The 13,146-nt window shown below is 61.3% G+C and carries 9 protein-coding genes; 6 read left to right on the plus strand and 3 right to left on the minus strand.

Features of this window, described 5'->3' with window-relative positions:
* Positions 1–7 precede the first annotated feature (7 nt).
* Genes HII33_RS01880 through HII33_RS01890 form a run of 3 tightly spaced genes read left to right on the plus strand, consistent with a single transcriptional unit; the run spans position 8 to position 5,537 of the window.
* Positions 8–2,656, plus strand: a complete 2,649-nt coding sequence (locus HII33_RS01880) for a glycoside hydrolase family 38 N-terminal domain-containing protein (RefSeq protein ID WP_179394101.1) — start codon at positions 8–10, stop codon at positions 2,654–2,656.
* The gene (locus tag HII33_RS01885) at positions 2,653–4,365 is read left to right on the plus strand and encodes a class I mannose-6-phosphate isomerase (RefSeq protein WP_179394102.1); all 1,713 of its coding nucleotides are present in this window, start codon (positions 2,653–2,655) and stop codon (positions 4,363–4,365) included. Before HII33_RS01880 ends, HII33_RS01885 begins: the two co-directional genes overlap by 4 nt.
* Before the next feature lie 11 nt (positions 4,366–4,376).
* Entirely contained in the window at positions 4,377–5,537 is a 1,161-nt protein-coding gene (locus tag HII33_RS01890) for a glycerate kinase (protein WP_179394103.1), read from the plus strand.
* Positions 5,538–5,865: 328 nt separating this feature from the next.
* Here the strand turns inward: HII33_RS01890 and HII33_RS01895 are convergent, their stop codons facing one another.
* The 3 genes from HII33_RS01895 to helD all read right to left on the minus strand — a co-directional run bounded on the left by HII33_RS01895 (position 5,866) and on the right by helD (position 10,037).
* Positions 5,866–6,135 carry a plasmid mobilization protein gene (locus HII33_RS01895; protein ID WP_179394104.1) on the minus strand — a complete coding sequence of 90 codons (270 nt, stop codon included), beginning with the start codon at positions 6,133–6,135 and terminating at the stop codon, positions 5,866–5,868.
* Between the two features lie 932 nt (positions 6,136–7,067).
* Positions 7,068–7,385, minus strand: a complete 318-nt coding sequence (locus HII33_RS01900; protein ID WP_179394105.1) for a hypothetical protein — start codon at positions 7,383–7,385, stop codon at positions 7,068–7,070.
* 363 nt (positions 7,386–7,748) lie between these two features.
* Positions 7,749–10,037 (minus strand): RNA polymerase recycling motor HelD, encoded by a 2,289-nt coding sequence (helD, locus tag HII33_RS01905; protein ID WP_179394106.1) that lies wholly within the window; start codon positions 10,035–10,037, stop codon positions 7,749–7,751.
* A gap of 167 nt (positions 10,038–10,204) precedes the next feature.
* Between helD and HII33_RS01910 the strand changes: the two genes are divergently transcribed.
* The 3 genes from HII33_RS01910 to trpS all read left to right on the plus strand — a co-directional run bounded on the left by HII33_RS01910 (position 10,205) and on the right by trpS (position 13,088).
* Positions 10,205–11,527 (plus strand): dihydrolipoyl dehydrogenase family protein, encoded by a 1,323-nt coding sequence (locus HII33_RS01910; RefSeq protein WP_179394107.1) that lies wholly within the window; start codon positions 10,205–10,207, stop codon positions 11,525–11,527.
* A gap of 13 nt (positions 11,528–11,540) precedes the next feature.
* Entirely contained in the window at positions 11,541–11,774 is a 234-nt protein-coding gene (locus HII33_RS01915; protein WP_179394108.1) for a hypothetical protein, read from the plus strand.
* Between the two features lie 297 nt (positions 11,775–12,071).
* Positions 12,072–13,088, plus strand: a complete 1,017-nt coding sequence (trpS, locus tag HII33_RS01920; protein WP_179394109.1) for a tryptophan--tRNA ligase — start codon at positions 12,072–12,074, stop codon at positions 13,086–13,088.
* The last annotated feature ends 58 nt before the right edge of the window (positions 13,089–13,146 follow it).

The raw sequence follows: 13,146 nt of genomic DNA on the forward strand, positions 1-13,146 counted from the left end.
GTCAATTATGTCTAAAGAAGTCTATGCCGTTGCACATTCACACTGGGACCATGAGTGGTATTTTACCCATGAAGATGCAGATATCATCCTGGTGGAGAACCTGGATTATCTGATCAACACTCTGGAGCAGCGTCCGGACTTCACGTGTTACACCTTCGACGGCCAGTCATCGGTGATCGATCGTTACTTGAGCATCCGGCCAGAGAACCGCGGCCGGGTGGCAGCGCTGGTCGCGGCACGCCGGTTGTTCATCGGCCCGTGGTACACACAGGCCGATGCGCTGCTGGGCACGACGGAATCGCTGATCCGCAACCTCGCTTACGGGATCCGCTCGGCGCGGGCGCTCGGTCATGTCATGAACATCGGCTACGCGCCAGATATCTTCGGCCAACACGCGTATCTGCCGTCGATCTACCGCCGCTTCGGGTTGGATTACTCGGTGTTTCAGCGCGGCGTGTATAATGACCAGGTCCAAGCGCAGCTGAACTTCACCTGGGTCGCGCCTAACGGGGAGTCGATCCCGACGAACAATATCTTCTTTGGCTACGGCCCCGGCAAGTTCCTCAGCACGGAACCGGACTACGTCAAGGAGCGGCTAGCGCCGATCCTGGCGGCCCTGAGCGCGCGCAACCAGGCGACGACCAGCATCCTACTGCCTTCGGGCGGCGATCAGGTCCTGATCAATACGGCCTTCCCGGAGACGGTGGCCGCGCTGAATCAGACGTTGCCGGATTACCATTTTCAGCTGAGCGACTATGAGACCTTCATGGCTGCTGCCTGGACAGAGCACCAGGACTATCCGACCATCGAAGGCGAGCTGATCGCCGGGCAAAAGTCTCGGATCCACAACACCTGCCGCTCGGAGCGCTACGACATCAAGCAGTTGAATGCGCAGGTCGAAGACCAGCTGCTCCATGTGCTCGAACCGATGATCGCCATCGGTCGGCGCTTCGGCGTCACGGTGCCCGCCAAGTGGATGGATGAGATCTGGCTCAAGGTCTTCAAGAGTCAGGCGCACAACGGGATCGGGGCGTCGAACTCAGATCCCGTCAACCAAGATATCATCGATCGCCTGACCAGTGCGTCACGCCAAATCCTGGATCTGATCAACCTGATCGAGCGCAAGATCGGCTCAGGCAGTCAGGTGCCGGCACCGCTGCTAGTGTTCAATACTAGCGCGCGGGAACGTCACGAAGCTGTCACCGCGGTGGTGTTCACCGCGACCCCTGCATTCACGCTGCTGGGCCAAGACGGCCAAGTTGTGCCGTACACGCTGACCCAGCAAGCGGAGCTGAACGGTGGCCGCAAGGTGATCGTGACCGCGGCGGGTGAACAAGAGGTCGATGTGCCGAATTACTACCGCAGCGAGCTGCTGATCGCGCCGCTGACGCTGCCCGCACTGGGCTACGTCACGCTTCAGGTACAGGCAGGCACGGCGGTGCAGCGCGACCAGGTGACAGACACGCCAGACACCGAGATCGTCAATGACGCTTACCGGATCGCGTTCATTGACGGGCGGATCGACGTGACGACCGCGGCTGGTCGGCTGATCCCTGCTGCCTTCACGTTCAACGATACGGCCGATTATGGCGACTCCTTCGACTATTCGCCGCTTCCGGGGGATCAGCCGCTGACGCTCGACGCCGCGCGGCTGGTATCGGTGACGCGCAGCGCGACCGAGCAGACGATGACGGTGGCCCATACGACCACGTTACCCGCAGGGCTGGATGGCCAGGCACGCGGGGCGACCCAAGTCCCGTTCACGGTCTCGACCACCCTGACCCTGCGGCTGGGGGAGGACTTCATCCGGGTCCACCACGCGATCGATAACCACGTCAAGGATCACCGGGTGGTCGTTGACTGGCAGACCGACGTCGCGGATTGCACGACGAACTTCGGCGATCAAGGGTACAGCCTGATGCAACGGGCGAGTGAGAACCCTCACCTGGCCACTTGGCGGGAAGAAGGGTTCGTCGAGAAGCCGATGGCGATCTACCCGTTCGAATCAGTCGCCGGCACCGCAGATGCGACCCGGACGTTCAGCCTGCACACCGGGATGCTCAAGGAATATCAGGTGCTCCCGGCGACGCACACGTTCGAGCTGACGCTGTTTCGGAGCAACGGCCTGCTGGGCCGCGATGACCTTGCGTGGCGGCCAGGGCGGGCGTCGGGCATCAACAACAAGGTCGTGACGACCCCGGACGGGCAGATGCAACAGGCGATGACCTTCGATTACTTCGTGGCGTACACCGCCGGCCCGGCGGATCCGCAACGCTTGTTCGCGCGCTCAGAGGCATTCGAGACGCATGTGGTCGCCTACCAGGTGCAGGGCTTGAATTCGTTCGAGCACCGGATCGACCGGTTCCAAGTCCCAGCCCTTGGGACCGCGACCCCGGCCGTCAGCACCGGCTTGACACTGCGCAACTCGGCACTGTTCGTCAGTGCCATCAAGCCCGCCTTCGCGGGCGGCACGGTCGTGCGTGTCTTCAACCCGACTGATCAGCCGCAGCCACTCGCGTTGACTGGTGTCGCCCGCACCGCGCTCAAAGTCGTGGACCTGAATGAAGCGGTGATCGCAGACGACGTCCCGGCAGAATTAGCCGCCAAGGATTACATCTCGCTGTTAGTTGCGACGAACAAGGAGGAACTTCAATGACTTACGAGCTTCACCCGGTCATCGCGGTGAAGCAGGAAACGGCCACAGTCGGTGACGACATGTGGCCGCTTCTCGCTCACCAGCTTGGCCCAGATCAGATCTTATGTCTCGAGTGTTACCCCGGAGTCGACCTCGCCCGCCTGCGTCAGCAGGTCGAGGACCAGTTGCACCCAGCACTGCTGATCGATGCGGCCGAGTGTACGCTGGCCCCGGCGGTCGTCTCGGCCGCGCTGGCCCCCACATTGACGGATGACCGCGTGTTCGGCCTGATGACGCACGCCAAGATGGCGGACTATTTTGATCAGGCCGCCATTGCCGCTGCCCGTCAGGCGATCGCGGCGGCCGAGGGCCTGGTCGTCGTCTACGGCGTCGGGGCGAGTCTGGTCGCGCCACGGTGGGACTGTCTGGTGTATGTCAACATCACGCGCTGGGAGATCCAGAAGCGGTTTCGCAAGGGGTTGAACAACTGGTTAGCGGCCGCGCCCGAGCCAGATCAGCTCAAGAAGGTCAAGCGCGGTTACTTCTTCGAGTGGCGCATCGCCGACCGGCAAAAATCTGCGCTGCAAGCGCAGATCGATTACCAGATCGACGCGACGACGAACGAACGCTGGGTCATGGTCGCACAGGCGACCTGTGAACGCCTTAAAACAGCGGCGGTCACCCGTCCATTTCGCCTGGTCCCGTACTTTGATCAGAGCCCATGGGGCGGCCAGTGGATGAAGACGCACTTCGGGCTAGACCCACAGACCCCGAACTACGGCTGGGCCTTCGATGGCGTGCCTGAGGAGAACAGCGTGCTGTTCGAATTGGCCAATGCGCGCTTCGAGCTACCGGCGATCGACTTGGTCCACGAGCGGCCACTGGCGCTGCTTGGGGAGCGAGTCTACGCCCGCTTCGGCGCCGAATTCCCCATCCGCTTCGACTATCTGGACACGATGGGCGGGGGCAACCTCAGCCTGCAGGTGCACCCCAAAGTCGGCTATATTCAGTCCGAGTTCGGGATGGCGTACACCCAAAACGAGAGCTACTACATCATGGCCGCCGGGCCCGATGCGTCGATCTACCTGGGCGTCAAAGATGGCGTCGACAAGGCCGCGCTGTTCGAGGCGCTGACGCAGGCGCAGGCGGATCCGCAGGCCGGGTTCGACGATACCCAGTTCGTCAACCGCTTCCCGGTCAAAGCCCATGATCACTATTCCATCCCGGCTGGCACGATCCACTGCGGCGGGCGCGATGCCGTCGTCTTGGAGATCAGTGCGACGCCGTACCTCTTCACCTTCAAGCTGTGGGATTGGGGTCGACTGGGGCTGGACGGTCGACCGCGCCCGATCCACCTGGCGCACGGCCGCCAGAATGTCGACACGCGCTTCAACACGAGCTACGCCCAGGCGCACCTGTTTTCACCTGAGACCGCACTCCCGACGACGCAAGCGGAACACGTTGAGCGCACCGGCCTAAGCGACTTAGAGTTCATCGAGACTCGGCGGCATACGTTCGCTGAGCAGATCACGCTGCCGCACACCGGGACCGTGAACATGTTGAACCTCGTCGAAGGCACTGCAATCACGCTCCAGGCGGTCGATCAGGCGTTTCCGCCGGTCACGATCCACTACGGCGAGACCTTCATCATTCCGGCTGCGTGCGGGGATGTGCGCGTGATCAACGCCGGGTCGGCCCCCGCCAAAGTCCTGCAAGCATTCGTCAGATAGGAGAAGCAAACGTGAAAGTTGTGATTGCGCCGGATTCATTCAAAGGGAGCTTGAGCGCGCCAGACGTGGCGGCGGCGATCAGCCGCGGTGTCCGTCAGGTCCTGCCTGCACTCACGCCAGTCTGCGTGCCAATGGCGGACGGTGGGGAAGGGACTGTTGATGCGCTGGTGACCGCGCGGCAGGGTCAGCGGGTGACTTGCCAAGTCCACTCGCCGTACGGGCCGCAGACGGCTGCGAGCTACGGGCTGCTCGAAGGCGGTCAAGTCGCCGTGATCGAGGTCGCCGCCGCCAGTGGGATCCAGTTCATGACGCCGACCAGTGATGTGCGGTTAGCGTCAAGCCTGGGGACCGGTGAGCTGATCGAAGACGCCTTGGCCCGCGGGGCCAAGACGATCATTGTCGGGCTGGGGGGCAGTGGCACGAACGACGGCGGCGCCGGGATCGCGCAGGCGCTTGGGGTGCGCTTTTACGACGCACAGGGTCAGCTGTTACCGCTTGGCGGGGCCGCGCTGCGGCATCTGGCGACGATCGACTGCACCGCCCTAGATCCGCGGGTCGGCCAGGCGACCTTCATCCTCGCCAGCGATGTGACGAACCCCTTAGTCGGACCGAATGGGGCCTCTGCCGTGTTTGGCCCGCAAAAAGGCGCGACGCCGGCGATGGTCGCGGAGCTGGATGAGGCCTTGGCGCAATACGCGGCCGTCGTCACCGCGACGCTGGGGCGCCCGATCGCCGCGCGGCCGGGTGCCGGGGCGGCTGGTGGGTGTGGCGCCGGGTTACTGGCGTTCACGAACGCAACGCTGCGCCCTGGCGTCGAGATGGTCCTGAACGCGAGCCACTTTGAGTCACTAGCGGCCGACGCGGACCTGGTCTTTACCGGCGAAGGGGCGCTCGATTTTCAGACGCGCTTCGGCAAAACGCCGTACGGGGTGGCTCAGGCGGTCCGCCGGGTCGCACCGCAGGCCACCGTGGTGGGGCTCGCCGGCAAGGTGGGCGATGAGATCGAGGCGCTCTACGCACCTGTGGGCCCGTTCGATGCGATCGTGGCGATCGCGTCCGGGGCCAAGACGCTCGAGGCCGCCGTTCGCGATACGGCCGCTGATCTGACCACGACCGCTGCTAACTTGACGCGGTTGTACCTGGCGGGTCGCGCGCGCGGCGCCACCAGCTGACCGTGGGCACATAAACAGGGCTTCAGGACACGGCGCGTGCCGTTGCGATAATCCCTTCATGGTTATCGGATGAAATGTCATAATTCATCTGATAGTCATGGAGGGATATTTGTATGCCCAGATCTAAGTACTCGGCAGCTGAGAAGCTCGCATTTTTAGAAGCGTTTCATCAGTCCAATTTGCCTCGAACAACTTTTGCACGGCAACATGGGATTGGCAAAGCTACCTTTGCGACATGGTCGGTCCGCTATGCGCGTGACGGCATCGGAGGTCTTGAGGAGACACGGCGTAACCAACACTACACAAAAGAGTTGAAGCTTACAGTCGTTCATGCGTACCGCGCTGGCGAGGGAGCGTATGCTTTGTGGGTCAGCTGGTTCAGGTTCGTGCCCGGTCGGCGCAGAGCGAGGTTTTCCTGCACGCCGGTTTCGTGATCAAACTTGGGTTGCACCAATCGCGACTTCGCGGCAAGAGATTTGGCGTAGGCGCTTAAGGTCATGCCCAGGGTTGAAGAGGACGCCGAAAGTTTCTTAAACTCGGCTTCTGAGAGCCGGAAATTGATTTGCTTTTTACTGACGTTTTTTCGGTCTTCCGTCATGGTGAAACCACCTCGTTGTATAGCGTCAGCGCTCCCTATTCGGTCGCCCTGGCACCAAGGATATGTAAGCCTAATTGCTCGCTTCGCTCACAACCGATCTAACATATCCCACTATGATGGCAGGCAGTGCGAGTGCTAGACAAATGCTTCGCATTGTCTGCCCTCGCCGCTTGCCAAAAGGGGGCTCCGCCGCCTCTTTGGATTCCCCCAAAATCAAGATCAAGGGCAGCCCGATTCCGCTTCGCGAAACGATCTTAAAAGCATTGCCACTCGCTAGCGAATGGCAATAAAGAACCCCCGCGCCATCTGCGGGCGCGGGGGCGGATCAGTATGAGTCATCTTCATGGCGACGTTTAGAAGATTTCCTTTTTCTTTCCGAATCGAGAGGAAGGAAGGGCGCATTTAGATTCCGGGCGAGTAGTGTCAAGAAGCTGGAAACACCTCTAACCAAGGACTGAAAAATTTTTTTCATGCTCACACCTTCCTAAGCCAGTAACACTAGCTCTACTTGACGGGTCTTGGAACTTGCACTTGTAGAGAAATACTATGAATTCCCGGCATACCATAGACATGTGATGTCCCCCAAGACCAACGGTTTGCGTAGCCGCCAGAGGCAATGCTACCGCCACTAGAGCGACAACGACGATTCGTCATAATCAGTCCCCCTTATATTTGACAGTTGCGACCGCTGCCCCTACTAGCCCTGCAGTGCTGAGGAGTGCGGTCCAAGGTAGAGAAATAACACGTAACACGCCAAGACACATTGCTCCAGCAAAGATAGCCATTGAGACCCACCCCCACACGGAGCGCCCTAGAAATTTATACGACATCGCATTTCCTCCTTTGTCTTAGCTTTTTAAGAGTATAAAACTAAATTGCCAAAAAGGGAATCAGTAAGCCGCGTGCATACTGGCGCTAGTGCCACAGGCCGTTTATGCCATTAAGAAATTCCCACCGTTTACTATCGTGTAGTGGATTTTTAGTTGTTCTAGGTTGGCGGCGTAAATGGCCCTCATGCGCGCCAGTGTCTTTTTTTCGTCAACGGTGAGTTTCTGACCTTGAGATACCAGCTGGTCAACGCGGGCAATCTTGGCATTGATCTCTTCCAGATGTTCAGCCTCTTCTGGCATCAGCACCGTTTCGGCCTGAACCCTTTCGGCCTTCAACCAGTCGGGCAGCCCTTCGAAGAGGCTGAGTATGCGACGCACAGTTTGTTCCTTCTCGTCAGTGATCAGGTTGTTGTAGTGCACTTTGTCGAGCTTTTTGGCGCGGTCGGCATCTGACCCCCTTGAGAAGTCGTCAGATTTTTTGGCTTTTGGTTTCCACGTGAACGTGTAGCCGACTACAGGTTTGCCATGTCCCCTGCCGTGACGCTTAGTGATTTTGAGGCCTGGAAAAAGAGGCGCCAGCTCTTCCTTGGGCTATACGCCTGCTTGTCTACCTAAGTAGGAGTATAGCCGGGACTCCTTTCAGGACACTTTTATTATGGCACAAGTATCCTTAGAAGCAGACAAAGTGTATCCTATAACGCGCTGCGATACTATTCCTTCAAGGGTTGCAGCCACTCTAAGAGAGGTCTAAATGCACTGAAGCCCTGTTTGACGTCAGCTAGATCAGGTCGAGGCGTTGGTCGTTAAGCGCGTCTGCTCGAACAGCCCCGCCGGCAGGGCGGTCAAGAGTGGGCTCGGTGCATCTAGCGCCAGCAATACTAGCGTGTGCAAGGCACGTGAGGCCAGCGTATAGAGGATGTCGCGGTCTGAGTCGCGTGCGTAGGTCGACGCGGAGACGTCGTAGCCGATCACCGCGTCGAATTCAAGGCCCTTGGCGAGGTAGACCGGCAGGATCACACAGCCGGTGTGCATCTGATGGTCCTGCGGCGAGAGCAACGTGATCGGTACATCCAGCTGGAGCGTGGCGAACAGTTGGGTGGCCGTCGCCATATCTTTGGTCAGGATCGCTACGGTGTGGTGCGCCTGCAGCAGCTGGTTGACTTGACGGATCAGCCCCAGGCGCGCGGCGGCGCGCGGCAAGACCAGCAACTGAGGCAGCGCACCGTCACGGTTGAATGCCAGGATGTGCGCATGCGCCGGCAACAGGTGCTTGGCCAATCGTGTGATCGGGGCCGTCGAGCGGTAGCTGCGGTTGAGTTCGATCGACCGGATGCGGGCACCGGCGAACACCGCGCCGATCTCATGGATAAAGTCGCTGGGCTGGTAGTCACTGGTGAACACGTCTTGTTTGGCGTCGCCGAGTAGCGTCATCTTGGCCTTGGGAAACGCGTGGTGCAGGTAGCGCAGCTGCGCCATGCTGTAATCCTGCATTTCGTCGACGAACACGTACTGGATCAGGTGGTTCTGCCCGGTGCCGGTCAGGGTGTCGCGCAGATACAGGATGGGGGCAGCGTCGGCCAGCCGGAGCACGTGCTGCTCGAGGTCCTGCTGGTAGGCGTCGCACATGGCTTGCCAGGTCTCAGGCGCGACCGGGGCCGGGACTTGCGCCAAGAAGCGGCCGTAGTCCTCGTAGCAGTCGAGGAAGTAATCGTTGTACAGCGCATCATATACGGGGGCGAAGGCGCGCTCGACGAGCTTGGTGGCTAAGAAGCGCTGCTCGGCGTCGCCGCTCGCGAACTGCCGGCCCCCGGCCAGGGTGCGCGCTTGATCTGCGCTCAGGTCGCCCAGGGCGTCTTGGACCCAGTCGTCGTAGACCGCGAGTTTGATGCGGACCTTCAGCCGGCGGATCAGGGTGTTCTTGGTGTCGAGGAACTTGTTGGCCGCTGTGGCGCGCTCGGGTTGGCTGGCGTAGATCTTCGCGATCGTCTTGGCGGCGAAGAAGACTTCTCCGTTCAGGGTGATATCCACGAAGTTTGGGATGTAATCGGCGCGCTCGGTGTAGGCGCGCACCGTGTCGAGGTAATCGGCGCGTTCCTTGAAACGCCGGATCACTTTGGCCGCGTCCGGCAGGCTGGCCAAGTCGCGCTCGTAGCGCTCGAACAGGGTCTCGACGTGCAGGCCGTCGAAGCGCTTGGCGAAAAACTCATAGAGCGTGGCCTGACGCATATTTTTCTCTCCCAGGCTTGGCAGGACCGCGGAGATGTAGTTCGCGAACAGTTGGTTGGGGGAGAACAGGACCATCTGGTCGGCGTCGAGCGCCTGGCGGTTGTGGTAGAGCAGGTAGGCGACGCGCTGCAACACGGCCGAGGTCTTCCCGGAGCCGGCGACGCCTTGGACCACCAGCAGGTCGGATTGGGTGTCGCGGATGATGTCGTTTTGCTCCTGCTGGATTGTCGCCACGATATTTTGCATCTGCGCATCCGTCTGGGCCCCGAGCACTTGCTGGAGGATCGCGTCACCGACGGTTTCATCAGTATCGAACATCGTCGTGATCTGGCCCGCTTCGATCATGAACTGACGCTTGTTCTCCAGGTCGGCGGTCGCGGGGCCCATCGGCGTCTCGTAGGTGACGGGGCCGAGGGTCCCGTTGTAGTACACCGAGGCGATCGGTGCGCGCCAGTCGTAGACCAGGAATTGGTCATCCTGGTCGATGAAGGTGCCGGTCCCGATGTACAGGGTCTCAGCCGTGCCGTCTTGGGTGATGTCGATGCGCCCGAAGTACGGCTCGTCCTTCAGCCGGTCCAAGCGCTCGGCCTCGTGGCGCAGAATGGCCTCGTTCTCAACGGCCCGGGCGACCATCATTTTCTGTTGCTGGACGGCCGCGTTCGTCTCCATGCGGTCGTCGACTTCGGTGACGTTGACGCGAGTCGCATCACCGTAAGACTGCTCGACGCGAGTCGTCTCTTGGTGTGCGGTGGTCAACTGGGTGTTGACCGTGGTCTGGCGCGCCTGGATCTTGGCTCGCACGGCGTCGACGCGGGCTTGTTCTTCGGCTTGCGTAGCGTTTTGCATCTCCGTTGCCTCCTATAAGATTGAGTCCATCTAGTTTAGGCGTGTTTGGCGCAGGCGTCAAGGCAGGAAATTTTACCCCGCCTTGCCAAGTCGGTATACTGGCGGTGAAGGCCTTGCGCCACTGCACGGCCTGGTCAGAAGAACGACGCGCGATAGGAGGCATTCGGATGGAAAAATACGATGTGATCGTGATCGGTGCGGGTCCCGGCGGCTTGGCCGCAGCCTTTGCCCTCGCCCCCACGAAGCGGGTGCTGGTGGTCGAACGTGACCGGTGGGGCGGGACCTGCCCCAATTACGGTTGCGACCCGAAGAAGATGCTCTACAGCGCGGTTCAAGCCAAGGAGCAGGCCGCCCGGATGACCAAGGCCGGGTTGGAGGGGGTGCCGGACATCAACTGGCCGCGCTTAATGGCGTTCAAGCGGCGCTACACGGACACCGTGCCGGAACGCACGTTGACGGGACTGGGCGAGGCCGGGATCACGACTGTGGCAGGTGAAGCGAAGTTCATCGATCCCCAGACGATTGCAGTCGGCGATGCGGTCTACCGCGGGGAGCAACTCGTCATTGCCACCGGCCTACAGCCGGCGCCGGGCCCGATGCTCGGCCATGCGTTGCTGGGGACAAGCCGTGATTTTTTGGCCATGGCGCAGCTGCCGCAGCGCTTGGCCTCCATCGGTGCGGGCTATGTCAGCTTAGAGCTCGCCAACATCGCGGCGAGCGCCGGCGCGACGGTTCACATCCTGAACCGCAGTGACCGGGCATTACGCGCGTTCCCGCCGGCGGTGGTGGGCAAGCTGCGCGACGCGATGGTGGCGAAGCGGATCATCTGGCACGATCAGGTGACCGTTGATGAAGTGCGGGCCGTGGCGACCGGGGTCCGACTACTGGGGGCGGGCCTGGATATCACCGTTGCGCGCGCGTTCACCGCAATGGGGCGGATCCCGGATCGGGCACTGCACCTGTCACGCGGCGAGATCGACGCGACGACTGGTGGGATCACCGTCGATGACCACTTGCGCACGACGAATCCGGCCGTGTATGCCGTCGGGGACATCGTTGCCAAGACCCAGCCGAAGTTGACCCCCGTCGCCAGCTTTGAGGGCCGGTACGTGGCTGCGCAGATCCTGGGCGACACGCGGCCGATCGCTTATCCCGCGATCCCGGTCGTGGTGTACGGCGCGACCGAGCTGGCCAAGGTTGGCGTCAGCCTGGAAGCCGCGCAGGCCGATCCGGCCCGCTACACGGTGACGACCAACGACGCGCGGACCTGGTATACCTACAACCGGATCCAGGCGACGGTGGCTGATCTGACGATGATCACCGACCGGACGACAGGCGCTGTGGTCGGGGCGGTGGTGCTGGCCGATACCGCAGAGGCGCTGATCAACCTAGTGACGGTGTTCATCAACCGCGGGGTCAGCGCCGCGCAGGCCAAGGCGCTGATCTGGGCGTATCCGAGCGCCGCGAGCGACCTGCCGTACCTATTCTGAGGGGGGTGAGCCCATGGCCCAGATCGACCGGAAGACCGCGCGCCAGATCGCCGCAAAATACGCCAAGGCGCACCGTTACACGGACACACGCTTATTGACCGGACTGCATCAGGGCGCGTTCCAAAACGCGAGCTATGTCTTCGAGCTGATCCGCCCGCACCGTGCGGCCGGCCAAGCGTGGCCGCTGTACCTCTACATCGACACCGAGACCGGTGCGACGATGACGCAGCAGGGGCCGTGGGTGTGACGCCCTTGACCGGATAGCCGTTGACAGTCGGCACGCGGTTCCTTAAGATGAACGTAGACGTCAACGCACGCGAAGAGTAGCGCCAAGTGGCCGCACAGGAAGCCCTCGAGACTGGAAAGAGGGTCGGCCCTTCGGCGCGAAGTGGACCGCGTGGGACGAACCGGTGGGTGCGCCTTAAGCCTGAAGTGGCCGCGATATCCGCGGCAAGATAGGTGGTACCGCGCACAGCCGCCCTATCCTGGTGACGGGATAGGGCGGCCTTTTTTGGGGCCCCGGACAGATAATAGGAGGAACAGCATGGCGCAACATACATTTTTGACTGGCGACCGCCCGACCGGCCGCCTGCATATCGGGCACTACATCGGGAGCCTGCAGAACCGCGTGACCCTGCAAAACTCGGGGGAATACGACAACTTCATCATGATCGCCGACACGCAGGCGCTGACAGATAACGCCCGCAACCCCGAGAAGATCCGCAACTCGCTGATGGAAGTCGCCTTGGACTACCTGGCGGTCGGGATCGATCCGGCTAAGTCCACGATCTTGATCCAAAGCGGCGTGCCGGCCTTGGCGGAGCTGACCATGTACTACCTGGACTTGGTCACCGTTGCTCGGTTGAACCGTAACCCGACCGTCAAGACCGAGATCCGGCAAAAAGCCTTCGGTGAATCTGTCCCGGCAGGTTTCTTAGTCTACCCGGTCTCCCAGGCCGCCGACATCACCGCCTTTAAGGCGGACACCGTGCCGGTCGGTGACGACCAAGAGCCGATGCTCGAGCAGACGCGGGAGATCGTACGGACGTTCAACCGCACCTACGGCAAGGACGTGCTGGTCGAACCGGAAGGCTACTTCCCGCCGAAGGGCTCGGGGCGCCTCCCAGGCATCGACGGCAACGCTAAGATGAGCAAGTCGCTGAACAACGGGATCTACCTCGCCGATGACGCGGACACCGTGAAGCGCAAGATCATGTCCATGTACACGGACCCGAATCACATCCACGTAGACGATCCGGGGCAAGTCGAGGGGAACGTTGTTTTCACCTACCTCGATATTTTCGATCCCGATCAGGCACATGTCGCCGAGCTCAAGGCGCAGTACCAGCACGGTGGGCTCGGGGACGTGAAGATCAAGCGTTACCTCAACGACGTGATGGACGCGGTCTTGACCCCGATCCGCACGCGCCGCGAGACTTACGCCAAGGATATGGCCAGCGTGCAACAGATCCTGATCGACGGGACGGCCAAGGCCAATGAGGTCGCCGACCAGACGTTGCAGGAGGTGCGCGACGCCATTGGGTTCAACTACTTCAAGTGACCCTGGCGCCGACCGGGGATTGAACGGGGCTGGGGCGGCTAGCGAAACGCTGGCGCCC

The organism is Lacticaseibacillus absianus, assembly GCF_013407595.1.
GTDB lineage: Bacteria > Bacillota > Bacilli > Lactobacillales > Lactobacillaceae > Lacticaseibacillus > Lacticaseibacillus absianus.